At 64.0% G+C, this 23,865-nt stretch carries 23 protein-coding genes; 15 read left to right on the top strand and 8 right to left on the bottom strand.

Annotation, left to right across the window (positions count from 1 at the left end):
* Positions 1-91 precede the first annotated feature (91 nt).
* The 11 genes from K408_RS0112460 (at position 92) to K408_RS0112410 (ending at position 13,577) form a co-directional block, all read left to right on the top strand.
* Positions 92-721, top strand: a complete 630-nt coding sequence (locus K408_RS0112460) for a DUF6088 family protein (protein ID WP_006023614.1) — start codon at positions 92-94, stop codon at positions 719-721.
* A gap of 75 nt (positions 722-796) precedes the next feature.
* A complete protein-coding gene (locus K408_RS0112455) occupies positions 797-1,627 on the top strand; it encodes a DUF6088 family protein (RefSeq protein ID WP_006023613.1) in 831 nt (276 codons plus the stop codon).
* Positions 1,624-2,703, top strand: coding sequence for a nucleotidyl transferase AbiEii/AbiGii toxin family protein (locus K408_RS0112450; RefSeq protein ID WP_006023612.1), 1,080 nt, complete (start codon positions 1,624-1,626; stop codon positions 2,701-2,703). The genes K408_RS0112455 and K408_RS0112450 overlap by 4 nt, the downstream gene beginning before the upstream one ends.
* Entirely contained in the window at positions 2,700-3,557 is an 858-nt protein-coding gene (locus tag K408_RS0112445) for a response regulator transcription factor (RefSeq protein WP_006023611.1), read from the top strand. The genes K408_RS0112450 and K408_RS0112445 overlap by 4 nt, the downstream gene beginning before the upstream one ends.
* Positions 3,554-4,132, top strand: a complete 579-nt coding sequence (locus tag K408_RS0112440; RefSeq protein ID WP_006023610.1) for a hypothetical protein — start codon at positions 3,554-3,556, stop codon at positions 4,130-4,132. Before K408_RS0112445 ends, K408_RS0112440 begins: the two co-directional genes overlap by 4 nt.
* Position 4,133: 1 nt before the next feature.
* The gene (locus tag K408_RS0112435) at positions 4,134-7,535 is read left to right on the top strand and encodes a UvrD-helicase domain-containing protein (protein WP_006023609.1); all 3,402 of its coding nucleotides are present in this window, start codon (positions 4,134-4,136) and stop codon (positions 7,533-7,535) included.
* 81 nt (positions 7,536-7,616) lie between these two features.
* Positions 7,617-8,363: a multiubiquitin domain-containing protein gene (locus K408_RS0112430; protein WP_024338476.1), complete on the top strand. Its 747-nt coding sequence runs from the start codon at positions 7,617-7,619 to the stop codon at positions 8,361-8,363.
* Positions 8,338-9,510, top strand: a complete 1,173-nt coding sequence (locus tag K408_RS0112425) for a ThiF family adenylyltransferase (RefSeq protein ID WP_006023607.1) — start codon at positions 8,338-8,340, stop codon at positions 9,508-9,510. The genes K408_RS0112430 and K408_RS0112425 overlap by 26 nt, the downstream gene beginning before the upstream one ends.
* On the top strand, positions 9,507-9,947 hold the full coding sequence (locus K408_RS0112420; protein ID WP_006023606.1) for a ubiquitination-like system serine protease family protein: 441 nt from the start codon (positions 9,507-9,509) through the stop codon (positions 9,945-9,947). The genes K408_RS0112425 and K408_RS0112420 overlap by 4 nt, the downstream gene beginning before the upstream one ends.
* A 277-nt stretch (positions 9,948-10,224) precedes the next feature.
* On the top strand, positions 10,225-10,461 hold the full coding sequence (locus K408_RS0112415) for a DUF2158 domain-containing protein (RefSeq protein WP_006023605.1): 237 nt from the start codon (positions 10,225-10,227) through the stop codon (positions 10,459-10,461).
* Between the two features lie 11 nt (positions 10,462-10,472).
* Positions 10,473-13,577 (top strand): DEAD/DEAH box helicase, encoded by a 3,105-nt coding sequence (locus K408_RS0112410; protein ID WP_024338477.1) that lies wholly within the window; start codon positions 10,473-10,475, stop codon positions 13,575-13,577.
* Positions 13,578-13,883: 306 nt separating this feature from the next.
* On the opposite strand, the gene K408_RS0112400 is transcribed toward K408_RS0112410, so the two are convergent.
* The 3 genes from K408_RS0112400 to K408_RS0112390 form a co-directional block, all read right to left on the bottom strand.
* On the bottom strand, positions 13,884-15,245 hold the full coding sequence (locus K408_RS0112400; RefSeq protein WP_006023603.1) for a tyrosine-type recombinase/integrase: 1,362 nt from the start codon (positions 15,243-15,245) through the stop codon (positions 13,884-13,886).
* A gap of 255 nt (positions 15,246-15,500) precedes the next feature.
* The gene (locus K408_RS0112395; RefSeq protein WP_024338478.1) at positions 15,501-15,710 is read right to left on the bottom strand and encodes a hypothetical protein; all 210 of its coding nucleotides are present in this window, start codon (positions 15,708-15,710) and stop codon (positions 15,501-15,503) included.
* A 95-nt stretch (positions 15,711-15,805) separates the two neighbouring features.
* Positions 15,806-16,249, bottom strand: a complete 444-nt coding sequence (locus tag K408_RS0112390) for a TspO/MBR family protein (RefSeq protein ID WP_028145880.1) — start codon at positions 16,247-16,249, stop codon at positions 15,806-15,808.
* A gap of 43 nt (positions 16,250-16,292) precedes the next feature.
* On the opposite strand from K408_RS0112390, the gene dinB reads away from it, so the two are divergent.
* From dinB to K408_RS0112375, 3 genes are all read left to right on the top strand, one after another.
* Positions 16,293-17,393, top strand: a complete 1,101-nt coding sequence (dinB, locus tag K408_RS0112385) for a DNA polymerase IV (RefSeq protein ID WP_024338480.1) — start codon at positions 16,293-16,295, stop codon at positions 17,391-17,393.
* A gap of 175 nt (positions 17,394-17,568) precedes the next feature.
* Positions 17,569-18,315 carry a DUF421 domain-containing protein gene (locus K408_RS0112380; RefSeq protein ID WP_024338481.1) on the top strand — a complete coding sequence of 249 codons (747 nt, stop codon included), beginning with the start codon at positions 17,569-17,571 and terminating at the stop codon, positions 18,313-18,315.
* A gap of 242 nt (positions 18,316-18,557) precedes the next feature.
* Positions 18,558-19,970, top strand: coding sequence for a sensor histidine kinase (locus K408_RS0112375; protein ID WP_024338482.1), 1,413 nt, complete (start codon positions 18,558-18,560; stop codon positions 19,968-19,970).
* A 97-nt stretch (positions 19,971-20,067) separates the two neighbouring features.
* Here the strand turns inward: K408_RS0112375 and K408_RS0112370 are convergent, their stop codons facing one another.
* The 3 genes from K408_RS0112370 to K408_RS0112360 all read right to left on the bottom strand — a co-directional run bounded on the left by K408_RS0112370 (position 20,068) and on the right by K408_RS0112360 (position 21,565).
* Entirely contained in the window at positions 20,068-20,361 is a 294-nt protein-coding gene (locus K408_RS0112370; RefSeq protein WP_024338483.1) for a hypothetical protein, read from the bottom strand.
* A 204-nt stretch (positions 20,362-20,565) separates the two neighbouring features.
* Entirely contained in the window at positions 20,566-20,859 is a 294-nt protein-coding gene (locus K408_RS0112365) for a DUF1330 domain-containing protein (protein WP_024338484.1), read from the bottom strand.
* Between the two features lie 19 nt (positions 20,860-20,878).
* The gene (locus K408_RS0112360; RefSeq protein ID WP_024338485.1) at positions 20,879-21,565 is read right to left on the bottom strand and encodes a DNA-3-methyladenine glycosylase I; all 687 of its coding nucleotides are present in this window, start codon (positions 21,563-21,565) and stop codon (positions 20,879-20,881) included.
* A gap of 209 nt (positions 21,566-21,774) precedes the next feature.
* Here K408_RS0112360 and K408_RS0112355 point away from each other — a divergent pair, with 209 nt between their 5' ends.
* Positions 21,775-22,602 (top strand): metallophosphoesterase family protein, encoded by an 828-nt coding sequence (locus tag K408_RS0112355; RefSeq protein WP_024338486.1) that lies wholly within the window; start codon positions 21,775-21,777, stop codon positions 22,600-22,602.
* On the opposite strand, the gene K408_RS0112350 is transcribed toward K408_RS0112355, so the two are convergent.
* Together K408_RS0112350 and K408_RS0112345 are read right to left on the bottom strand one after the other, a co-directional pair.
* Positions 22,541-23,026 carry a Crp/Fnr family transcriptional regulator gene (locus tag K408_RS0112350; RefSeq protein WP_028145878.1) on the bottom strand — a complete coding sequence of 162 codons (486 nt, stop codon included), beginning with the start codon at positions 23,024-23,026 and terminating at the stop codon, positions 22,541-22,543. The two genes, K408_RS0112355 and K408_RS0112350, sit on opposite strands and share 62 nt — an antisense overlap.
* Positions 23,027-23,123: 97 nt before the next feature.
* Entirely contained in the window at positions 23,124-23,864 is a 741-nt protein-coding gene (locus K408_RS0112345) for a di-trans,poly-cis-decaprenylcistransferase (RefSeq protein ID WP_024338488.1), read from the bottom strand.
* Between the last annotated feature and the right edge of the window lies 1 nt (position 23,865).

The raw sequence follows: 23,865 nt of genomic DNA, 5'->3' as shown, positions 1-23,865 counted from the left end.
GGCCCCCTCTCAATCGCTGGCCCTTCCAGTCGGTTTGGGGGAGATTGAAAACTGTCAGAAAACCGCATATATTTCTGACAGGAGAAGTGCCGTGCAACGACTGACCGAACAGATTCTGGCGCACACCGAGGGCTTGCCCGAGGGCGCTCCGATCGCGGCGAAGAGCCTGCTCCATCTCGGCAATCGCGCCGCGGTGGATCAAGCCTTGTCGCGACTGGCTGAACGTGGCCGGCTGATGCGTGCCGGGCGCGGCGTCTATCTGCGCCCGGTTTCGAGTCGGTTCGGCGTCCGCGCGCCCTCCGTCGAGAAGGCCGTCGAAGCCCTCGCGCTCCAGCGCGGCGAAACCATCGTGTCGAACGGTGCCGCGGCCGCTAACGCGCTCGGCCTCACGACACAGGTGCCGGTCCGGTCGGTCTATCTGACATCGGGCCGTAGCCGGACGATGAATCTGGGCCAGCAGGTCGTCGAGCTGCGGCATGCGCCGCGCTGGCAGTTGGCGCTGGCCGATCGGCCCGCCGGACAGGCGGTGCGAGCGCTCGCCTGGCTGGGGCCGGAAAAGGCAGAAGCCGCCTTGATGACGTTGAAGCGCAAGTTGCCGTCTTCCACGTTCGGCGAACTCGTCGCGGTCGCGCCCCAGCTACCGAGCTGGCTCGCCAGGACGGTCGGCAAAGTTGCATACGGCCGAAGGAGCCATTCTCAGGTGGGCGGCCTACCTATTTAGATTGTCCGAAATTTGTATATTTATTTCGGACAATCCACTTGGTTCGCGTCCGAAAAAGGACTACAATTTTCGGACATGAACACCGACTCGCCCGATCTGAAGAAAGCCATGCTCGAGCGCATCCGTGCGGATGCGCCACGCAAGGTCTGGACGCCCAGTGACTTCGTCGATCTCGCCTCGCGGGACGCGGTCGATAAGGCGTTGCAGCGGCTGACGAAGGTCGAAATCCTTAGGCGGATTGATCGTGGGCTCTACGATCAGCCTGGCTTCAACAAACTCACCCAGAAACCCAATCCGCCTGATCCGCGCTCAGTCATCGACGCCGTCGGGCGACGTGACCAAACCCGGATGCTTGTCGACGGCATGACCGCGGCGAACGATCTGGGCCTAACTGACGCCGTCCCCGCCAAAATCGTGGTGCACACCGACGCTCGGCGCCGCGCGATCAAGCTCGGCAACGTAACGATCACCTTCCGTCCAACCGCGGCCAGCAAGCTATTCTGGGCCGGACGACCAGCGATGCGCGTCGTCCAAGCGCTTCACTGGCTGCGCGATCTCCTGGTTCGTGAAGGAGAAAGTGATCAGGTTAGGCGCAAGCTCGCCAATCTTTTCGAAGATCCCACGGTGGGACCGCCCCTCAAAGCGGATCTCACTGCCGGTATGACAGCTCTTCCGACATGGATGTGGGTGTTTCTCAAGCCGCTCGTTGAAAGCGACGCCGGCGTTCGTCGTCGGCACGTCGATGATGATCGTGATGATGCTGATCATGATCGTCATCAACAAAGAACGGCGGACGATGCCGATGATCAGCGTCATGCTGCCGTCGCCCGGCCCAAGCGAAAGCCGCTCTCCCCGCAGAAGGCACAAACTGCCAAGCGCGGTGCAGCCCGGGCGGTGAAGACATGAATCCGGCTTTCGACGAGGTTCTCGCGGCCGGGTCGGACGCGATGTTGAGCGCCTTCGATACGACGGCGCTACGCCTCGGCACGGCGTCTCAGAATATCGAGAAGGACTTCTGGGTCTGCTGGACGCTGGATGCCTTGTTCAATGGCTTGAAAGAGGGCGGACCCCGCCTCCTCTTCAAAGGTGGAACCTCCCTGTCCAAAGGGTTTGGTTTGATCAATCGCTTCTCCGAAGACATTGATGTCACGGTGTTTCGGGACGACATCGGCGAGCCGGCGACCATCGAGGAGCTCGAAGCGCTGAGTAGCAAAAAGCGCCGGGCGCGCCTCGATGCGATCAAGGACGCCTGCCAAGCCTACATCAACGGCCCGCTGCGGGCTGAGTTGACGCAGATCCTGCAGGACCGGCTTCAGGCTGCCGGCCTCGATGCCGGCGCGGCCCGAGTGGAAGCCGATGACGCTGATCCCGACGGGCAGACGCTTCTGATCTGGTATCCCGCGGCGACGCCGCGATCGGATTATGTGCGGGCAGCGATCAAGATCGAGTCGGGCGCGAAATCCGCGCTCGATCCGAACAGCGAAGTGCCGATCAAACCCTATGTCGATGATGATCTGCCGGCGCTCGACCTGACCGTGCCGGCCGTCCGCACGGTCGATCCGGAACGTACCTTCTGGGACAAGGTTGTCATCCTCCATGGGCTGCGGCGCTGGTTCGACAAGCGCGGCGAGCTGCGCGGGGGCGGCCAACGCGTTTCCCGTCACTATTATGACCTGCACCAGCTCGCCGCGGCCCGCGTCGGCGCCGCCGCCATCGCTGATCCGGCGCTCGGTGCGGATTGCGTCGCGCACGCCCGGATGTTCTTCAATCGACCGGACTTCGATCTCGCGAGCGCTGCGCCTGGCTCGTTTGCACTCGCCCCGCATGACGCGATGATCGAGCAACTGCGCGTCGACTACAGGGCCATGCAGGGCATGATCTTTGGCGATCCACCGGATTTCGAGGCGGTGCTCGACAGCATCGGCTCGCTCGAGACGCGTCTCAACAAGAAGGGCGATACGGGAGGCGGGGCCGCGCGATGAACCAGTTGGAGGGAGCTTTCGACACCGGGCAAAAGGCAGACGCGCGTGGCGCGGGCGAAGCGATCGTAACCCCGCTGCGCAAACGCCGCCTCAGCGGCGAACTCTACGAGCGCGACCCGAAGATAGAAGCCCTCATCGCCGAATTGGCAGTCCTGCCGCGTGATGGCTTGATCGCCAGGGCGGAAATCACCAAGCGCTCGGACCCGGGCTACGTCCCGAGCGAATGTCTCGTTTACTTCATTCGCGCGAGCCGTCGCGACAACAACGAGGTGTGGTTCGAGCGCCTCTATCGGATCTTGACCGAACGGGTGCTGCGCAGTTTGCCCAGGGCGGAAAGCTCCGATGGAAAGACGGAATCGCTGACGCGCGGGGTCGTGCGCGACAAGGTGTTCGGCCGGTTCGTCGAGCTCTTTTCGGCGGACCGCGCCGCCTACGACGAAAAGGTCGACTACTTCGAGGTGCGCTTCGATGGCGCGCTAGCGAGCCTGCGGCGCGATGCGCAGGAAAAGGCCTGGCGCGACGAAAACCGTTCCCAGCCCCTCGAATATGACGAGGAGAGCGGAGAACTGTCACCGGAGGTCGAGGCGGCCGCAGGGACCCACGATCCCTTCGCCGTGTCGGATTTCGACGACCCGTCTTACCGGTCGCGCCTGGATGCAGCGATTGAAGCTCTACCGACAGAACAAAGCAGGATCATTCACATGTTGAGACAGGGCTTCCCCATCGACTCCAAGGAGCCGGACGTCATGACCATCGCCAAGGCTTTGGGCCGCTCCGAAAAGACCGTCCGAACCTACCGCGACAAGGCCTTCGCCGCCCTGCGAGCTGCCATGGCCGACGGAGACGAGCGGTGAGCCCCGGCGGCGGACGTCCATCCCGCGAGGCCGTGCTCGACGCGTTCGCGGTCGAGAGCGAGCCTGGCCGGTCGACCTTGGAACGCTATCTGCGGCTATACCCGGAATATGCCGGGGAGCTCATCGACCTCTCGCGCGAACTCAGCCGCGAGGCTTATGAAGATGCCGCACCCCTCTCTGCTACCGATCGGGCGCTGATCGACGCTGCCTGGTCGCAACACGCGAAGGTTATGCCGGCGGCAGCAGCCGACCCTTTCGCGGCGCTGACGGTCGATGACTGGCGCGCCGTCGCGCAGCGTCTGGACGTGCCCCGGCAGGTCGTGACCGCACTGCGCGAACGGCGGGTCTCTCTCGTCAGTATCCCGCGACGCTTCCTGGCGATATTGGCGGATGCGATGCGCAGCTCTGTCGCACAGTTGGAGTCGTCCTGGGGGCCAGCGCACCTGATTGTCGCGCGCAGCTATAAGGCCGACAGCAAACCGGTGGCCGGCGAGCAGGTCACCTTCGAGCAAGTGCTGATCGATGCCGGCGTCCCGGCCGAGAAGCGCGCCCGGCTGTTGGCGGAGGCGGACTGACATGGACAGTGTGGAGCTCGCCAGGCAAGTCGCCGCCGAGCTTCACGCTCGCCTCGTTGCATCCGGCGCCGATCCCTGGTCGCCCTATGACTTTGCTGTCGCCGAGGCCAAGCGGCGGGGGATTGATGTCGAACGGACTGCCGCCGGCGCAGCCGTCCTCAATGGCGGCCGCGCGACTTTCGTCGCCGCCGACGATCTGATTCTTCACGAGAATATGGGCTCTCCGTTCGAGCAAGCTTTCCTCGTGGCGCATGAGATCGGCCATGTCGAGCTGGGCGACGATCCTGGTGGCGAAGCGGCGCCGATGATTGATCCGGCACGCCCGGCCGAGCCCTCACCAGTCGGAATGGATCGGGTTGTCGATTATGGACGCCGGCAACGCCGCGAAGTCCAGATGGACCTGTTCGCGCGCGAACTGCTGCTTCCGCGCACCGTCGCGCGGGCGCTCCATGTCGACCAAGGGCTCGCCGCGTCCGCCATCGCCGCGAAGCTCGGCGCGCCGTTCGAGGTCGTCGCGCAGCAGTTGTTCGATGCTTTGCTGCTGCCGCCCGTGCCTCCCGCCGCGACTGCGGCGCATGTCGAACGGCCGCTCAATCCGCTGCAAGCGGCCGCTGCGGCGCATCGCGGCGAAGCCTATCTGCTTGAGGCGGGGCCTGGCACCGGCAAGACGCAGACGCTGATCGCGCGCGTCGAGGGCCTTCTAGGCGAGGGCGTCGATCCACGGCGCATACTGCTGTTGACCTTTTCGAACAAGGCAGCGGGCGAGATGGCCGAGCGGATCGCGCGCAAGCGGCCCGAGGCTGCGGCCGCGATGTGGATCGGCACGTTCCATGCCTTCGGCCTCGATATCATCCGTCGTTTCCATGCGGAGCTCGGCCTGCCGAAGGACCCGCGGATGATGGACCGGACCGAAGCGGTCGAACTCCTCGAGGGGGAGTTCCCGCGGCTTAGGCTCGCGTACTACCGCAATCTTTACGATCCGACCCAGATCATTGCCGACATGTTGGCCGCCGTATCGCGGGCGAAGGATGAGGTGGTCGACGCCGAAACCTACGCCGCGCTCGCCGACGCCATGCAGGCGAAAGCCCAGGACTCGGATGCGCGCGAGGCGGCGGAACGCGCCGGCGAGGTTGCCCGCGTCTACGCGGCCTACGAACAGCTCAAGCGCAACGCGCATTGCATCGACTTCGGCGATCTTGTCGCCTTGCCGGTGCAACTGCTCGAAAAGGAGGCGGCCATCTGCGCGGCGCTGCAGGCGCAATATGATCATGTCCTGGTGGATGAGTATCAGGACGTGAACCGCAGCAGCGTGCGGCTGCTGAGCGCACTGCGGCCCGACGGCCGCAATCTCTGGATGGTCGGCGACGCCAAGCAGTCGATCTACCGGTTTCGCGGTGCCTCATCCTTCAACATAACCCGGTTCGGCAAGGAGGACTTCGCCGGTGGCAATCGCGGTCGATTGAAGCGTAATTATCGTTCGGTGCCGGAGATTGTCGCCAGCTTCTCCAGTTTCGCGATCACGATGCGCGCCGGCGATGCGGATAGTGGCCTCGACGCGGACCGCGACGCCAATGGACATAGGCCCGAGTTGCGCACGGTCCAGCGCGCCGAGCAGCAGCAGGTCGCCCTGGCCGACGCTATCGAGGAGCTGCGGCGTGACGGCTACGCCTATCGTGACCAGGCGGTCCTGTGCACCGGCAACGAAAAGCTGTCGACGATCGGGCAGGACCTGGAACGGCTCGGCGTGCCGGTCCTCTTCCTGGGAAGTCTGTTCGAGCGGGGTGAGGTCAAGGATCTCCTGGCTCTCCTCTCGATCCTGGTCGATCGGCGCGCCATGGGCCTGGTGCGCATTGCCTGCTGGCGAGACTTCGCCACCTCCTTTGCCGATGTGGTCGCGGTCTTCGACCATCTGCGGGCGGCCGAGCACGCGCCGGCGGGCTGGCTGCGGCATGGCGAGGCGATCCCCGGTTTGAGCGACAGGGGGCGGCAGACCGTTGCCAAGCTCGCGACTGCGCTCGATGGTTTCGATCAGACGGCCTCGCCCTGGACCGTGCTCGCGACGCTGTTGCTCGATCGCACACGCATCGCCGCGCGCCTGGGCGCGTCGGAGGATCTCGCCGACCGCACACGGGGCATCGCGATCTGGCAATTCCTCAACTTTGTGCGGGTACAACCGGCCGGACGCGGGCTGCCCATCACGCGCCTGCTCGATCGTGTGCGCAGGCTCGTGCGGCTCGGCGACGACCGCGACCTGCGCCAATTGCCGGCGGCCGCCCAGCATCTCGACGCCGTGCGGCTGATGACCATCCATGGCGCCAAGGGCCTAGAGTTCGGTGGCGTCCATATTCCTGGGCTTAACAGCGACACGATCCCACGCACGCCGCCGGCGCCGCCCTGTCCGGCGCCCGACGGGATGATCGCGGGGGCGGAGGGCAGTGCGCTGGAGGCGTTCCGCGCAGGTCAGGCCGAGGAGCAGGAGTGCCTATTTTACGTGGCGCAGTCGCGCGCCCGCGATCGCCTGATCCTTTATGCGCCGACCGAGAAGAGTAACGGCCACAACCGACCGCTTTCGCCATTCCTCGACCGTCTCGGGGCGACCTTAACACGCCGTTCGCTCGTGCCGGCACGGCCGCTTCCCGTGGCCGCGGAAGCTCGGGATATCGATTTGGTGGTCGACGGACGGCTGCGGTTAGGCGCCCCGCAGATCGCTCTTTATGAATCCTGCCCGCGTCGCTTCTTCTACACGCATGTCCTGCAGGTCGGCGGCCGGCGAACCGCGACCGCCTTCATGCATCTGCATGAGGCGGTTCGCGTGGTGGTCGAGGCGGTGATCGCGTCGGATGGACCCGTGTCCGAGCAGGCGCTGCAAGATCGCATCGATGCGGCGCTCGCCGGCGAGGGGCTCGGCGAGCACGGCTATCGCGCGGAATTCCGCGATCTGGCGCTGGCAATGCTGCGCTTCTTCCTGGCGAACCGCGCCGAAGCAGTCCCCGAAGCGCCGGTCGCGCTCAGCCTCAGTTTCGGCGGCGAGGAGATCATCGTTCGGCCGGACGAGGTGCTGGTGCGGCCGGACGGCATCCGCGCCGTGCGCCGCATTCGCACGGGTCACATGCGGTCGGCCGAGGGCAAGGATGTCGGCGCGGCGGCGCTGATGCTGGCGGTCAGGCAGTCCTTTCCCGGCGCGGTCGCAGAGCTCGTCCATCTTTCCGACGGCGAGGCACATGCGCTTGCCTTGTCCGATCGGGAGCTGAAGGGGCGCAAGGACAAGCTCGCAAAGTTTCTCGGCGACATCCGCGCCGGACGGTTTCCGGCCGAGGTTTCGTCGCGCACCTGCCCGAACTGCCCGGCCTTCTTCATCTGCGGGCAGACCCCCGACGGCCCCTTGCAAAAAAAGTTCGTCTGACCTTACCGGTCGGCCTCCCTCGCTCCGATTGGACCCTTAGAGCCGCGGCGCTGCCTCGGCCGAACCTAAGGACCCAATCTTATGAACACCGAAGAACTTCTTGATTACGACGATCTCGGCGACGCCCTGCGCGAAGGCCGGGCGTTGCGTCCGGCGCGGGGGTATCGCTTTCTCCTCGCGCAGGGCGATCTCAACTTCCAGTCCCGTGTGGTGAGCGATCCCGTGCCGCTCGGCCGCCAGTTGCTGGAAGCCGCGGCACTCGACCCGCGGGACGGTTACAGCCTCATCGCGATCCTGCCCTCGGGCGATTTCGAGGATGTGAGGCTCAACGAGCCGTTCGACCTGCGTGAGCGCGGCGCCGAGCGGTTCATCGCCTTCCAGACCGACCGCGACTTCAAGCTGACCCTCAACGACCACGAGCTGCTCTGGGGCAAGCCGGTCATCAGCGGCACGGTGCTCTACGGCCTCGCCAAGCCCGGCGAGGGGGAGGCCGTCTTCCTCGAGGTTCCCGGCGGTGAAGATCGCCTGATCGAGCATGGCGAGCTGATCGATCTGGTCCAGCCCGGCATCGAGCGGTTCATCACCGCGCGGCTGACGTTCGAGATCATCGTCAATTCGCGGCCGCGCACGGTGAACGCCCGCACGGTGACGTTCGAACAGATCGTCCAGCTCGCCTTCCCGGGCCAGCACGAACCCAACGTCGTCTTCTCGATGACCTATCGGCACGCGGCGTCGACGCCGCCCGCCGGTGAGCTCGGGGTTGGCGGCTCCGTCGACGTCAAGAAGAAGGGCACGGTGTTCAATGTCACGCGCACTGTTCAGTCGTAATCCGGACCTCAAGCGGCTGCGGGACGAAGGCTACTTCGTCCAGCAGCAGGGCGGGTATCTCGTTATGCGCGAGGTGCCGTATGTCGATGCGCGCCGGGAGGTGCGCATCGGCACCCTCATCTCCAGCCTCACGCTGGCCGGAGATCAGACGCGCCCGCCCGACACCCATGTCATCCACTGGGACGGCGATTTCCCGTGCCACGCCGACGGCAGGCCCATCCAGGGCATCTCGCATGCGGCCGGCGCCTTCGATCTCGGCCACGGCCTGAAGGCGACGCACAGCTTCTCCAGCAAGCCAGACGGCGGCTACTCGGACTACCACCACAAGATGACGAGCTACGCGAATATCCTCGCGGGCCCGGCCGCAGTGCTGAAGTCCGGCGCGACGCCTCGCACCTTCCGCGAACCGGAAGAGGAGGAGGACAGCGTCTTCAACTATGTCGAGACCGCCTCCGACCGTGTCGGGATCGGCGTCCTGACCGAGCGACTCGTCAACGAGCGGGTCGCCATCATCGGCGTCGGGGGGACCGGCGGCTACATCCTGGATTTCGTCGCCAAGACGCCTGTCCGGGAAATCCGGCTGTTCGACAGCGACGAGTTCCTGACCCATAACGCGTTTCGCGCGCCGGGCGCTCCGAGCCTGGAGGAATTGCGGGAAGCGCCCAAGAAGGTCGAATACCTGAAGCGCATCTACAGCCGGATGCACCGGAACATCGTGGCGCACGATGTCGCGCTCGGCGTCGACAACATTCACCTTCTCGACGGCGTCACCTTCGCGTTCCTGTCCCTCGATGCGGGTGACGCTAAGCGGCTGATCGTAGAGAAGCTCGAGGCGATCGGCGCCGCGTTCGTCGATGTTGGCATGGGGCTCGAGCTCGACGAGGGGTCGCTGGGCGGCATCCTGCGCGTCACCGCCAGTACGCCGGAGAAGCGCGATCACGCGCGGCAGCGCATTTCCTTCGTCGGCGGCGGCGCCAAGGACATCTACGCCTCCAACATCCAGGTCGCGGATCTCAACGCCCTGAATGCTGTCCTCGCGGTCGTCAAGTGGAAGAAGATTCGCGGCTTCTACCGCGACCTCGAGCGCGAGCATCACTGCACCTACACCACCGACGGCAACATGCTGATCAACGGGGATCTCGCGTGATACGGCACAAGCGACTCGAACATCGTTTCGTCGAACACATCCCTGAGCGCCTTGAGGCAGGCATTCTCTATGTTTCGATGGAATATGCCACATCAGCCCACAGCTGCTGCTGCGGTTGCGGCGAGGAGGTCGTCGCCCCCTTCACGCCGACGGACTGGAAGATGACGTTCGATGGCGAGACCGTCTCCCTTCGGCCGTCGATCGGCAATTGGACGCTGAAATGCCGGTCACACTATGTGATCGACCGCAGCAAGGTGATCGAGGCCGGCCCCTGGAGTGACGAGCAGGTCGAAGCCGAGCGTCGTCGTGACCGCGCTGCCAAAGCGCGCTTCTACGGGCAGACGCCAGCGATCGAACTTGCCGTTCAGCCCGCTCCCGTCAAGGCGGCTCCCGGCTTCTGGCGCCGCGCCTGGCGTTGGCTATCTGGCAGATCGTGACGATAGGCCCGACGGCAGGTTGCCGTCGGGCTATCCCGCTTCGGAACGCAGCGCAGCCCTAAGAGACAAATCAAGAACATCTATCAGGAGCTTACACGGTCTTCGCCGAAATCCTTGTGCAAGGAATGACCGACACACCATATATTGATGTTAGGCATGGGGCGATCTCCTAGCACGTGCGCGTCTCCACTCATGGTGGTGGGGACGTGGGCGAGCTTCTTGCGACCTCCTCCGGTGCCTGGCGAGGACAGATAGGCATCGAGAAGGAGCGTGGAGAATGGATGCTACCGAATTCAAGCCCGGCGATCTTGTGCGGGTGAAGTCAGGCGGGCCGATCATGACGGTCGAGCAGGTCGGGAAGACGGCCATGCTGGAGGAGGATGCCGTCTGGTGTGTCTGGTTCGAGAAGGTGGGCAACAAGCAGGTCGCGCGGAAAGACACGTTCGCGCCGGTCGTGCTGGAGAAGGCTGAGAAGCCACGAGCCGCGTTCTCCGTCGGCGTCGTTCGGGCGTAGCGTGGTGCCTCATGCCGTTTCGCGGCCTGTTCATCGGCATCGACCGTTATAGCTCGACCGGCATTGATGAGCTGACCTGCGCGCGTCGCGACGCGACGGCGCTGGAGGCACTGTTCTTCGACACGCTGGGCGGCAGCACAGTCTTGCTGGCAGATGCGGAGGCCACGCGGCAGCGGATTGAGGACGCATTTGCCGACCTGGCCGGCTGCGGCCCCGAGGATACGGTGGTGATCGCGTTCTCCGGCCATGGGTCGGAGACACATGAGCTCGTCACCCACGACGCGAATCCAGATGATCTCGCCGGCTCCGCGATCCCGCTCGAGCTGTTGCAGGAATGGTTCTCGCGGATACCGGCAAAGCGCCTGATCCTGTTCCTCGACTGTTGTTTTTCCGGCGGCATTGGGGCGAAGGTTCTGCACGTCGATGCGAAGCCGCGCAGCCTTTTGTCCGCCGAAGCGCGCCTGGCTCAGCTTGGCGGCGCTGGTCGGATCATCTTCACCGCCTCCGCGGCGACCGAGCCCGCCTATGAGCACCGCCGGTTCGGGCACGGCTTTCTGACCCACTTTCTGCTTGAGGCGCTATGTGGCGCCGAGGAAGTCGTGAGCGGCGGCAAGCTCTCGCTCTACCGCCTCCTCGAGCATGTCACGAGCCGCGTCCGGGCGGCCGCGCTGCAGGGCGGCAAAGAGCAGAACCCGACCATGCGCGGGAGCATCGACGGCGATGTCGCGTGGCCCGTGTTCGTGCCGGGCGCTAAGTATCGGGCGGCCTTCCCGGCGCGTCTGCCTGCCAAGGTGACGTCCGATCTTGCCAGCCTCTCGTCGGCCGGTTTCCCCGACGCGCTTGTCACCGCCTGGGCTGGAGCGATCCCGTCCTTGAATGCGCTTCAGATCTCCGCCATCACCGACTTCGGCGTGCTGGACGGCGAGAACCTGGTGGTGTCGGCCCCGACATCCTCGGGCAAGACGATGGTGGGCGAGCTCGCGGCGCTCCGGAACGTGCTGGATCGCAAACGGGCTTTGTTTCTGCTGCCGCTTAAGGCCCTTGTGGCAGACAAGCGGCGGCACTTCGAGAGCGTCTATGGCGGTTTCGGGGTCCGCACGGTGGAAGCGACGGGCGAGACGGACGACATCGCGCCTCTGCTGCGGGGCCAATACGATGTCGGTCTCCTGACCTATGAGAAGTTCGCCGCGATCGCGCTGACATTCCCTCATGTGCTGGCGCAGGTCGGCGCGATCGTGATCGACGAAGCGCAGATGATCGCCGACCGTGGCCGCGGCGCGAATCTGGAGTTCATTTTGACGCTCATCCGGATGCGCCGGCGTGAGGGGATCGAGCCCCAACTGATCGCGCTTTCGGCTGTGATCGGGGACACGAACGGCCTTGAGCAATGGCTCGGCGCGCGGCTCTTGCGGCGCACGGAGCGGCCCGTTCCGCTTGAGGAGGGCTTGTTGCTCGGCACCGGGCATTTCCGCTTTCTTGACCCGGAGACTGGCAATGAGCAGGTTGAGGGGCCGCTCGTTCGGCGTCTTGTCGGCGGCAAAGGATCCAGCCAGGATTGGATCATCCCGCTGGTGCGCAAGCTTGTCGCCGAAGGCCAGCAGGTGATCGTGTTTCGCGAAACCAAGGGCGAAGCCCGCGGCTGCGCCAACTATCTCGCAGAGTCGCTCGGATTGCCTCCGGCTGCCGAGGCGCTGACGCAGATGCCCGGCGGCGATCCCTCGCAGGCCAGCGCCGACTTGCGGAGCGCGCTGGGGCGCGGCGTCGCTTTCCACAACTCGGATCTCGACCGCGAAGAGCGGCGCGTCATCGAGGAAGAATTTCGCCGTAGCGGCTCGGGCCTGCGCGTCATCGCAGCCACGACGACGCTGGCGATGGGCGTGAACACGCCCGCGTCATCGGTCATCATCGCCGGCTTGAATCATCCCGGCGACGAGCCCTATTCGGTAGCCGAATACAAGAACCTAGTCGGTCGCGCGGGAAGGCTTGGCTTCGCCGAGAAGGGAGCTTCGTATCTGCTGGCGCTCGATCCGCGCGCCGAGCATGATCTGTGGTCGCGATACGTGACCGCGGAGCCGGAAGACTTGGTGTCCCGCTTCCTCGACGGTACAACCGACCCACGCTCCCTGATTATCCGCGTCCTAGTCGCGGCACAACGAGCGGCCGGCGAAGGCGTGCCGAGCGAGGAGATTGTCGAATTTCTGGAATCGAGCTTCGGCGCGTTCCAAGCCCGGCGCGCCCATAGCGCGTGGCAGTGGAGCCGGCCGGATCTGCTTTCGGCCCTAGCGGATTTGGAACGCCACGGCCTGGTGCAGAAGAACGCTACAGGCGCGTATGAATTGACCAAGCTGGGCCGTCTCGCTGGCGAAAGCGCGGCAGAGGTCGGGTCCATCGTCGCGCTCGTAGATTGCCTCGGCTCGCTTCAGCCCCAAGAAATCAGCGATCCCGTCCTGATTGCCGCAGCTCAAACGACGGTCGAGGTCGATCAACTCCTTTTTCCGATCAACCGAAAAAGCACGCAGAAAGAGCCTCAGCTATGGCCCAACGAGCTGCAGAGGCAGAATGTGCCGTGGCACGTCCTGAACGCGCTTCAACGCGGGACAACAGAAGATCATCAGGCGACCCTGCGTGCGAAGAAGGCGGTCGCTTGTCTTTTGTTCGTGTCCGGTCGTGCCATGAGCGAGATCGAGCGCGTGCTGACGCAGTTCGGTGGTGCGTTTGGCGGCGCCGCCGGCCCCATACGCGCGGTCGCAGCGCGGACTTGCGATCTGATGCCGGTCGCGGCTCGCGTCGCCGAGATCCTGCACCCCACGCTCGATCTCGGTGACCGTGTGAGACGTCTGGCGATCCGGTTGACATATGGCGTGCCCAGCGCCGCCGTCGACCTCGCCCAATTCGCTGGAGCCGATTTGCTGCGGGGCGACTATTGCCGCTTGGCCGCCGCGCAGCTCTGTGAGCCCGAACAGATCGACGCCGCAACTGATGACCAAATTCTGGCATGCGTGGACAAGGACAGGCGCAAGCTTGCACTTGTCCGCGATGCGGCGAAGCGCGTTGCCAAGCGTCGGGCCGAAGCGGTGGCGCCTTCCGCCCCGATCCTTGAAGTATATGTGCCCTAAATTGCGCGCAACGGGGGCGTGAGGCGATTGCGTCAGATGCCCCCTCTGCGAGACGTTCCTGCCTCAGAAAGTCTCCAATGCTGGCGGAGCCAATGCGGCAGCGGGCGATCAAGCGGTCGAACGAGACAACGCGCCGCTACGGCTGCGCTCGGTGTGCAGGAGTGTCAGGATGGTCTGCCGGTTCGGAGCAAATGACCTGGTCGCCGATGGCGCCAAACCGAAGATCGTCGATTTCTTCAAAAAGCTTTTTCGACTGCATCGTGGGCGGCGATGAATTGCTCGCCGACCAGTGGCTGATCGCAAGCCTCAAGCTGCCAAGCGACGCTCCTCGTCCTCGGCTTCGTTCCCCGGCTCTCCAACCGCTTTGGTCAGGAAGAGGTCAAGCGCAGCTCGACGAGAATCACGATCCAATGCGTAGGCCGTCTGTTTGAATTCGATCCCCTCGAGTAGCCCTTGGATGTAACCGGAGATCGTGTCGGCGGCCATGATGAGCGCAGTGTCGAGCGTGTGAATGTATTTGCTCGTCACCGAGCCCTTGGAGTGGCCGACGAGCGCCGCGATGGTCACCTCGGTGAAACCGAGATCGTTGGCGATGCTGGCAAAGCTGTGACGCAGGACATGCGGGGTGACGCCGGCGAGCGGACTGTCGCTGAAAATCTGTTCCCAATGGTTCGGGAAGCTGCCGAACGCATGGTCCTCGCCCTGACCTGGGAAGACATAGGTGCCCGCTGCGGTCTTGCGCCGTTCCTCCAGATACTCGACGACGGGCAATCCGATTGGACGAATGGACTCACCTTCCTTGCTGTCCACCAGGCGCATGCAGCTCGCGTCGGTGTCAGCTTCGATCCACATTAGCGAGATCATTTCCGAGCGGCGGCAGCCGGTGAGCGCGATCTGCCGGATGATGTCCACGGTCATGGCGTATTTTTCGTTCGCCGCGGCATCGCGAAGCATTTGCCCGAGGGTGCGATACTCCGCCTCGGTCAGCCTACGATTCCGAACATTGTCCTTGGGCTTCTTGATGCCGTGCGCCGGATTGACCTCTATAATCCCAGCATCGACAGCGTAGGTGAGGATTCCGCCCAATAGGCCGACGGTGCGCGTGGCGGTGCCCGCGCCACCACGAACAATGGCCTTTCCTCGCAGCTTTTTCGTCTTGACGGCGACGCGCGTCTTGCCGGCCATGATGTCCTTCAAGACCTTGTTGATGTCGGCCTTGGTGAGATCCTTGACCCGGCGCGCGCCGATCAGCGGGATGATGTGCCGCTCGATACGGCCAGTGTCGGTGACGATGGTGGTGGGCTTTTTCGGTCGCCCGCCCTTACCCAGAATGAGGCCCGCGTTCAGATCAGCGGTATAGAGGGCGCAAAGCTCCTTGACCGTGATGGCCTTGTGATCGAGCTGACGTTCTTCGGAAGGGTTGTCGCCGCGCGCGACGCGCCCGAGTTGGACCTTCGCTTCTTGCCGGGCTGTCTCCGGCGTCCACACGCCATGCAGGCCGATGGTGTAGCGTCGCGTGCGTCCAACAGCGCGATATTGGATGAGGTAGCTGCGCTTGCCGGAGGCGAACACGCGGAGGCCGAAACCGGGCAGTTCGTCGTCCCAGATAAAATAGTCCTTCTCGCGAACATCGGCAGCGTCCACGATCCGCTTGGTCAGCTTTGCCATGAGGTGTTCCCCTCGCTAGTGAGGGGCTGCTTCCGCGGAAGCACCACGGAAGCAACCGGATGGATATCGGAGCGAAATTCTGGATAGACAGTTCGGCGCGGAAATACGAATTGTCTAGTATCTTCAGTTACATATCGCATTGTAGCGTGCCCTGTCGTGCATTTAGGATAGGCAGGCTAAATTGCTCCGAAGGCAAAGGTCACACGTTCGAATCGTGTCGGGTGCGCCAGTTGCCAGCCGTTCAGGCGCCGGCCCTCACGTCAGCATCGCAATGATCACGTGGAGCTGGTCGGACGCGGCCGTCACCAGTCCGTCATATGACGTCTGGCCGTGTGCGGCGGCGTGCAGGATGTATTCGGCGACGGCCGCCTTAAGGCCGAACACGGATTGATGGGCCGGAACGCTTGCCATCACGGTTTCCAGCGCTTGACGCATGGTGTGAATGAGCTCGGAGCTGTATTGCATGGGCTGTCCTCCCGCCGGCTCATATTGGATCGCGTGTCCATGCTTGCCACTCACAAGCCCGAGATTGTTTCTTGAATCGGTCGAGACTCAACGTCTCAGTTCAAACGCAAGATCGCCGCATTGAGCACGCCGGCAAACGCTACCCAGGCGGCGTAGGGCACGAACAAGGCGGCGGCCAGACGGTCGCGTGACAGCTCGAGACTGATGTAAGTCACGATCGCGACGAGCAGGCAGATGAGGATGACGAGCGCGGCCCCGATCTGGTGCATGGTGAACATGACCGGCGACCAGACGAAATTGAGCGCCATTTGCGCGGCCCAAGCCAGCATCGCCTTGCCCCGGGGCTCGCGACGAAATGTCCGCCAGCCCGCAATCGCGATCAGAACGTAGAGAATCGTCCAGGTTATCGGGAACACCCAGTTCGGCGGCACGAAGCCCGGCTTGGCAAGACCGGCATACCATTCCCCAGGCAGATTGGTTGCGCCGATGAGCCAACCGATGCCGACCACGCCTGCCACGAAGACCAACAAGTGAAACATCCATCACCTCGCGCTTCTCTTCACCCGATTGTATCATCTTTCCATGAGCGAATCCGACAGGGTGACCGGCAAAGCCTCGCGGGTGCGCAAGATCATCCATATCGACATGGATGCCTTCTATGCGTCGGTGGAGCAGCGCGACAATCCGGAGCTGCGCGGAAAGCCGGTCGCCGTCGGAGGCTCCGCGCAACGCGGCGTCGTCGCGGCCGCGAGCTACGAGGCCCGCAGGTTCGGTGTGCGCTCCGCCATGCCGTCCGTGACGGCGAAGCGGCAATGCCCCGATCTGATCTTCGTCAAGCCGCGCTTCGAGGTCTACAAGGCCATCAGCCGGCAGATCCGCGACATCTTTGCCGAGCACACACCGCTCATCGAGCCGCTGTCGCTCGACGAAGCGTATCTGGACGTGACGGAAAATCTCCAAGGCATTCCTCTGGCGCGGGACATCGCCCTGCGCATCCGCGAGAAGATCAAGGCCGAGACAGGTCTCAACGCGTCGGCCGGCATCTCCTACAACAAGTTCCTGGCCAAGCTCGCGTCGGACCATCGCAAGCCCAACGGCCAGTTCGTGATCTCGCCGGAGATGGGACCGGCCTTCGTCGAGACGCTCCCGGTCGGCAAGTTTCATGGCATAGGCCCCGCCACTGCCGCGAAGATGAACGCGCTAGGCATGTTCACCGGCCTCGACATGCGCAACCAGACACTGGAGTTCATGAACGCGACCTTCGGCAAGTCGGGCGCCTATTATTACTGGATCTCACGCGGCGTCGACGAGCGGCCAGTCCGCGCCAATCGGATCCGCAAATCCATCGGCGCGGAGAACACGTTCTCCGTCGATCTCGCCGAACTTGATGCGCTGGTCGGAGAGCTCAGGCCTCTCGTCGACAAGGTCTGGCGTCACTGCGAGGCGACCGGCAATCGCGGCCGCACCGTGACCTTGAAGATCAAGTTTGCCGACTTCGAGATCATCACGCGCAGCAGGTCCGTCGCAGCGGCCGTCGCAGGCCGGGACGAGCTGGAGCGGCTGGCCTGCGGCCTGCTCGAAGCCGAGATGCCGCTGCCCAAGCGCGTCCGGCTGCTCGGGGTCTCGCTGTCTTCGCTCAAGGCCGGCGACGCTCCGGAACCGCAGCTGACGCTGGGCATCTGAACCGGGCTGGCGCGTCCTTTCGGCGGACGCGGCAGGCGCGAGGTCTGACATCCACAACAGCCACTCCGCGCAAAGAGCGGACGCCGCGCCGCCGCTGATCCGGTTCATTCATCTCACGTCGCTCTACTCCGCCGAAGCAGTGATCTGTGCCGGCACTCTCCCTGTTCAGCTGAGCATGGAGGCGGTGGTCGTCCTGTTCACCATTGTCGCGATCGTTGGACTTGCAACGGCCGCAGCAACCGCGGCGAGAGGCGGCAGGACCAAGCCCGCAGAACGCAGCAATGGCAGGTCTTTGACCGCGCTGTGTGGCCTCGTGGCGCAGGGAACCCAGCGCGTCCTCGCGCTGTTACAAGCCTGCTCCGGCAGTTCGGCCGACACATGCCGAGATCCCGCAATGATCGACTGGTCCTCCATTCTCATTCCGCAGAATTCCATCGCCGAAGTCGTGTTGCGGGGGACGCTGATCTATTTCCTGCTCTTTTTCATCCTTCGCCTCTTCCTCAACAGACAGTCCGGTGCCGTCGGCATCCCGGACCTACTCGTGGTTGTCCTCATCGTCGAGGCGACGACGGATGCACTAGGGCGCAACGAATCGGTCACCGAAGCGGCGATCCTGATCTCCACGGTCATGTTCTGGAGCTACGGCCTGCAATGGCTCGCCTATCATGTGCCCGCCTTGGAGATCCTGACAACCTCTCCCAAGGTCAAACTGGTCGAGAGGGGTCGAATGCTGCGCCGTAATATGCGCAAAGAACTGGTGACGGAAGATGAGTTGAAATCGTTGCTCAGGACGCAGGGCGTAGAAGACCTCAACATGGTGAAACTCGCCTGTCTCGAAAGCAGCGGTGATATCAGCGTGATCACATACGACAAGGCTGAACCCGCTTCCGGTCGCTCGAGCAAGGCGAAGGAGCTTGCCTGATCTAGTTTGAAGACATTTCGGCCGACCACGATGTCGGCTCTTCGTACTTTGACGTCCCCATGGTACCGGCCTGGTCGCCGACCGCGTGAGGGCTGCTTGGGACGGCCGCAGCCCCCCTCTCGGCGGCGATGCGGTGCCTTAACGAGGCCCGAGAGACCAACCGACGCGACATCTTTATCCGCGACGCAGCTGCAATCCTGTCGTACAGACACCCATCACGACGTTTTCGCGATTGAGCTGGAATGCTTGGCTTATTGATCCGCCTCGGGCTGCGCTTCGAAGACCGCATCGAGGAGCGGCGGTTTGTCGACCAATACGTCCGAGGCAGCCTCGGCTGGACGCAGATCGCGATGCTGCTCGGCGCCGCCACCTATGCGGGCTACACGCTCTGGGATTGGGTGCTCTACCCCGAAGTGGTTCCGACGACGCTGGCCATCCGTGGCGGCACGGCGCTGTTCGTGCTGCTGCCGTTGACGGCGCTGTTGTCGCGACGATGGATGAAGCCGTGGGCCGAGACGATCTTTCTCGTCTATTGCGTCATTCCCGGCTGCATCCTGCCGAGCATTTATCTCGTGCTGCCGTCCGGCTTCACCTTTGCCGCGCCCGGCATGATGATGATCATCCTGTTCGTCTCGACCATGCTGCCATTGCGGATCGGCTCGCTTGCGATCTTCTGCCTGCTGTCATGGGTTGCGCTGCTGGTCGCCGAGTCGTTCGCGTTGACGATGCCGGCGGGCCTGAGATTCATCAATCATACCCTCGTCGGCAACGCCTCCGCATTGTCGCTCTACGCCGTGGCCGCGCGCGAGTACCGGGCGCGGAAGCAATTCCAAACCTCCGAAGCGCTGCAGCGGGAGAAGGAACGCTCCGAGAAATCGCTGCGCGATCTGCGCGCGACCCAGGAGCAACTCGTGCAGACGGAGAAACTCGCCTCGCTCGGGCAATTGGTCGCTGGAGTCGCTCACGAGGTCAGCACGCCGCTCGGCCTCGCCCTGACGACCTCCACCACCATGCAGACCGATCTGCAGACGATGGCAGATGCACTGGGCGGAGCATCCGTCCGGCGCTCCGACCTGACGAAAGGGATCGACCGGCTCAGGCAAGGTCTCGATCTGACCTTCGAAAATCTGCATCGCGCATCCGAGATGGTGCACAGCTTCAGGCAGGTCGCCGTCCATCAAGCCGATGAGGACCGGCGCGAGTTCGAACTCAAGGATTGGCTCTCGGAGTTGATGTCCAGGCTCGGGCCGCTGCTGTCGCACAATGGCCTGGCGGTCGAGGTCCAGTGCCCAGCGGGCATCAGGCTCAACAGCTACCCCGGAGCGCTTGCTCAGGTGATCAGCAATCTCGCCCTGAATACGGCAGGGCATGCGTATCCCGGCAAAAGAGGCGGCAGGTTTATCCTCACAGTCAGCCAGCCGGACCCGAAATCAGTCCGTCTGGTCTGCTCTGATGATGGCGTCGGCATCCCGGACGAATTGCAGGCGCGCATCTTCGATCCGTTCGTCACGACAAGTCGGGACAGTGGTCATTCCGGCCTCGGGCTCCACATCGCCTTCAATCTGGTCGCCTCATCGTTGAACGGCCGGCTGCGGCTCGAGCGCACGAAGCATCCGGGGACCCGGATCGCCATCGAGATCCCGCTCCAGGCATGATCCCGGCAGCTACGTTGGAGCCCTCAGCGCGCGCCGCACGGCTGACGGTGACGGATTCTCGGACCCCGCCACCATTGAGAGCGATTCGCCGGGCCGCTCAATGCCGCACGTGCTCGAACACAACGATCACGCCAGTCGGCTCGGGCTCGTGTGCCATCAGGCGCGTCAAATCGGAATCGCCCCAATCGGCCAGGCTGACGACCTCGCCGCTGTGGCGTTCGGTATCGGGCGATCCCGTCGGCTCGAGGACCTTGAGTCCCATCTCGTCGACGAAGAAGGTGTGCTCGCCGAACATGCTGTTGAGCTGCGGCATCGCGGGATGCTCGTCGGGCAGCACCTGAGCGCCGAGCTGGTTGACGGTCTGCTTCACCTGTTCGGATGTGAGCTTCATGAGCTGCTCCGTTTCTGTCGTGGCGGGTTTCCATTAAGCCGAGCCAGGACGGTGTTCCCTGCGACGGTATCTGCCTGGCTCACCTCCCGAACAGGTGCTGCGCACAAATGTTCCTGGGAAATGTATTTCGTGATAAGGGCGCGCCATCTGCCGCGTTCAAGGCACGGGATCGCCACAGGATGCCCATGATTCGCCGATGTCGCGCTATTCAGCAGCTTCGACGATCCGAATGTCGCGGTCGGCGCCGTCTCCGAGCAGATCGTGTGCCTTCTGATAGGCCGGGCTCGCATACGCCGCCTTGGCGCTCTCGACGCTGTCGAACTCGATGAGAACCACGCGCTCCATTTGGCCAAGCTCGAAGGCAGCGGCCGGCATTCCCCGCGCAAGCACGCGGCCACCAGCCGCTTCGATGGCCGGGCGCGACAGCTTGGCATAAGCCGCCATGGACTCGGGATCCTTGATCGCGCGATACGTGGCAACCCAATAGGCTTTTGCCATTCTCGTTCTCCTTGGTTTACTACTTGCCTTTGACCTCGCCGACGGACAGCGCGCAGATGCGCGAAAGATAAGTGTAAGGCAGGCCGGTCTCCTCGGCCCAGGCGTTGAACTGCGCCTGCACCTTGGCGAGATCGCCCTTCGACTTGACCTCTTCAGCGATATCGAGACCTGCATTGCGCAGGCACGCCACGACGTCCTTGGACGTCACGAAACCGTCCCAGCCGACGAAGCGCAGCAACATCTGGCCGGTGTTGCCTCCCAGCCGGCTGCCGCGCCTGGTGAGCAGATCGAGCAGGCCGATCTCGTCGGACGACGGCCACTTCGCCAGAAACTTGCCGAAGCTGCCGTGCTCCTTCGCGATGTCCTGCACGAAGGCGGCGTTGTCGCGCACGGACATGATCTTGGCGCCGTTGCGTACGATCCGCGCGTCGGCCAGCAGGCCCTCCCAATAGTCTTCGGGCTGGAAGGTGAGCGTGGCGGGTTGGAAATGCAGGAAGGCGTCTTCAAAGCCGTCCCATCTGGAATCAATCACGCTCCAGGCAAAACCGGCGCAGAACACCCGCTTGGTCATTTCGGCGAGGATGCGGTCATCGCCGAGCCTCGCCAACCGCTTGAGGTCAGGCTTTGCCGGCAGCAGTTTCTCGAGCGCCTTGGGCCCGCCCTTTCGTTTCTCGGCGCGGGCGCGAATGGTCTTGAAGGGAGTCATTGGGGGCACGAGCGGTTGAGGGTATGCAAGGACATCAGAGTTCGGCGATCCGGTCCAGCCCTCGCACTGCCTGAGCCTTGCCTGTGCCACGCGTCCAAGCATGCTGTCGCGCGGTGGAATGAGGAAGCGAGCAGTCGTATTGGTCTGCTTCTTGCTTTGTGTCGTTTGAAATTCCCGGACATTCTCGATCGCTCGCGGACGGTTCTCCAATGCGCTGCCTGGTCGTGGCCGACCTGCACTATTCGCTGCCTCAGCTCGACTGGCTGGTCAGCGCGGCGCCGCAATTCGACCTCGTGATCTTCGCCGGCGATGCGCTCGACATCGGCTCGATCGTGGATTTCCGCGCCCAAATCCTGGTGGTGAAGAAATACCTTGCGCTTCTCGCCGCGACGACCCGCGTGATCCTCTGCTCCGGCAATCACGACCTCGACGGGCGCAACGCGGAGGGCGAGAAGGTATCGCGCTGGATCTCGGAGATGCGCGAGCTCGGCATTGCCTGCGACGGCGACAGCTTCAGCATCGGCGACACAAGCTTCACGGTGTGCCCGTGGTGGGACGGACCGCTCGTCAAGCAACGGCTTGTCGAGCAGTTGCGCGATGCCGCCGCAGGCCGGAAGCAGCGCTGGATCTGGGCGCATCATGCGCCGCCGGCGGGTTCGCCGACAAGCTGGGGCGGCAAGCGCTTCTTCGGCGACGTCGAGCTGGTGCAGTGGATCAAGCAATATCAGCCGTCCATGGTGATCTCGGGTCATGTGCATCAATCGCCCTTCATCGGCGATGGATCGTGGTTCGACCGGCTGGGCCAGACATGGGTCTTCAACACCGGACTGCAACCCGGCCGCCCCCCGACCTACATCGTGCTGGACCTCGACGCGGACAAGGCGTTCTGGCTTGCGGCGGGTGAGGCGCAATGGATCGACCTGAATGCTCCGCTACAGCGCCCCGCCGCTGCCATCGAGGCGCCTCCGGCCTGGCTCACATTCTTGGATCGGATTGCCGATCCGAGCCTGGCGAGACCTCAAGCGGCGGCAGGTTGATCATGCTTTGAAGCACTTCCCCGACCATGGCCAGATGCGTGCCGTGGCCAGCATATTGGCGCTTGAGATCGGCGAGGTAGGTATTGGCGGCATTGAGGCGCTGCGCCAGCATCTTCGCGATCAGCAGCGCCACACCCGGCTCCCTCTCGAGGAAGGCGGCGGCATCCTCGAATTCGTAGACGACTGCGTCGGAGCAGGCTCGCACCGTTGCCGTATGCGGCTGGCCGAGCAGCACGGACATTTCACCCAGCACGGCGCCGGGTTCGGTGACGGTGGCGACCACCATCTCGCCCTTGAGCACCTCGAGCCTGCCTTGCATCAGCACGTAGAGATGGCCGGTGGTGCCGCCCTCTGCGACGATTGTCGTGCCGGCGGCAAGCTGCCGTTCCGTTCCGCCGGTGCAATAATCCAGAACCGCGCGCATCTTGCGAAGCTCCCATCGCTGCGGACACTCCATCGCGAGAGACTAGAGCACGATCCGTGCCACGCGGCAAATCAACGTGGCCGCGGCGGCCGCGACATCACACCCGAGAGAGCGAAGGCACCTCCTCCGGCACGATCGCCCGCAGGCCGCCGAAGCGGCGCTCGCGGCCATGGAAGGCGGCGAGCGCCTCGGCAAGATCACCTGCGTCGAATTCGGGCCACATCCGCTCGGTGAAGTGCAGCTCGGCATAGGCACCCTCCCAGAGCAGGAAGTCCGATAGACGCTTCTCGCCGGACGTGCGGATGATGAGATCGACATCGCGCAGGCCGGCCTCGCCGGTGACGAGCTGGGAGAAGGCTTCGCGGGTGAGGCTGGTGAGCGCAGCCGCCTTTGCCGCGGCATTGAGGATGGCGTCGCGCGCGGAATAATCGACGGCGATGCGCAAATGCAGCGTGCCACCATCGGCGGTGGCCTCCTCCGCGCGGGTGATCGCGGTGGCGATGCCCTCAGGCAAGCGATCGCGGCGGCCGATAACGGTGAGACGCACGCCGTTCTTGACCAGGCTCTGCACCTCGTTGGCGAGGTAGAAGCGCAGCAAGGTCATCAGCGCGGCGACCTCGGCCTTCGGCCTGCGCCAATTGTCGGTGGAGAACGCGTAAAGCGTCAGTGCGCCGATGCCCTGCTTGGGTGCTGCCTCGACGATCCGGCGGATGGTCTCGACGCCCGCCTCATGGCCGCGCACGCGCGACAGGCCGCGCCGCGTCGCCCATCTGCCGTTACCGTCCATGATGATGCCGACATGAAGCTTCTCGTGGCGGGACGTTGTTTCACTTTGCATT

Origin of the sequence: Bradyrhizobium sp. in8p8, assembly GCF_000426845.1 — a bacterium.
GTDB lineage: Bacteria > Pseudomonadota > Alphaproteobacteria > Rhizobiales > Xanthobacteraceae > Bradyrhizobium > Bradyrhizobium japonicum_C.
The sequence above is the reverse complement of the archived record's forward strand: the minus strand, read 5'-3'. Positions and strand labels throughout refer to the sequence as shown.

What these genes read in the sequence shown, in the direction of transcription:
- K408_RS0112455 (WP_006023613.1), top strand. Translation starts at nt 797, where the DNA reads ATGAACACCGACTCGCCCGATCTGAAGAAAGCCATGCTCGAGCGCATC.
- K408_RS0112450 (WP_006023612.1), top strand. Translation starts at nt 1,624, where the DNA reads ATGAATCCGGCTTTCGACGAGGTTCTCGCGGCCGGGTCGGACGCGATG.
- K408_RS0112445 (WP_006023611.1), top strand. Translation starts at nt 2,700, where the DNA reads ATGAACCAGTTGGAGGGAGCTTTCGACACCGGGCAAAAGGCAGACGCG.
- K408_RS0112435 (WP_006023609.1), top strand. Translation starts at nt 4,134, where the DNA reads ATGGACAGTGTGGAGCTCGCCAGGCAAGTCGCCGCCGAGCTTCACGCT.
- K408_RS0112430 (WP_024338476.1), top strand. Translation starts at nt 7,617, where the DNA reads ATGAACACCGAAGAACTTCTTGATTACGACGATCTCGGCGACGCCCTG.
- K408_RS0112425 (WP_006023607.1), top strand. Translation starts at nt 8,338, where the DNA reads ATGTCACGCGCACTGTTCAGTCGTAATCCGGACCTCAAGCGGCTGCGG.
- K408_RS0112415 (WP_006023605.1), top strand. Translation starts at nt 10,225, where the DNA reads ATGGATGCTACCGAATTCAAGCCCGGCGATCTTGTGCGGGTGAAGTCA.
- K408_RS0112410 (WP_024338477.1), top strand. Translation starts at nt 10,473, where the DNA reads ATGCCGTTTCGCGGCCTGTTCATCGGCATCGACCGTTATAGCTCGACC.
- K408_RS0112400 (WP_006023603.1), bottom strand. Translation starts at nt 15,245, where the DNA reads ATGGCAAAGCTGACCAAGCGGATCGTGGACGCTGCCGATGTTCGCGAG.
- K408_RS0112395 (WP_024338478.1), bottom strand. Translation starts at nt 15,710, where the DNA reads ATGCAATACAGCTCCGAGCTCATTCACACCATGCGTCAAGCGCTGGAA.
- K408_RS0112390 (WP_028145880.1), bottom strand. Translation starts at nt 16,249, where the DNA reads ATGTTTCACTTGTTGGTCTTCGTGGCAGGCGTGGTCGGCATCGGTTGG.
- dinB (WP_024338480.1), top strand. Translation starts at nt 16,293, where the DNA reads ATGAGCGAATCCGACAGGGTGACCGGCAAAGCCTCGCGGGTGCGCAAG.
- K408_RS0112380 (WP_024338481.1), top strand. Translation starts at nt 17,569, where the DNA reads ATGGAGGCGGTGGTCGTCCTGTTCACCATTGTCGCGATCGTTGGACTT.
- K408_RS0112375 (WP_024338482.1), top strand. Translation starts at nt 18,558, where the DNA reads ATGCTTGGCTTATTGATCCGCCTCGGGCTGCGCTTCGAAGACCGCATC.
- K408_RS0112370 (WP_024338483.1), bottom strand. Translation starts at nt 20,361, where the DNA reads ATGAAGCTCACATCCGAACAGGTGAAGCAGACCGTCAACCAGCTCGGC.
- K408_RS0112365 (WP_024338484.1), bottom strand. Translation starts at nt 20,859, where the DNA reads ATGGCAAAAGCCTATTGGGTTGCCACGTATCGCGCGATCAAGGATCCC.
- K408_RS0112360 (WP_024338485.1), bottom strand. Translation starts at nt 21,565, where the DNA reads ATGACTCCCTTCAAGACCATTCGCGCCCGCGCCGAGAAACGAAAGGGC.
- K408_RS0112355 (WP_024338486.1), top strand. Translation starts at nt 21,775, where the DNA reads ATGCGCTGCCTGGTCGTGGCCGACCTGCACTATTCGCTGCCTCAGCTC.
- K408_RS0112350 (WP_028145878.1), bottom strand. Translation starts at nt 23,026, where the DNA reads ATGCGCGCGGTTCTGGATTATTGCACCGGCGGAACGGAACGGCAGCTT.
- K408_RS0112345 (WP_024338488.1), bottom strand. Translation starts at nt 23,864, where the DNA reads ATGCAAAGTGAAACAACGTCCCGCCACGAGAAGCTTCATGTCGGCATC.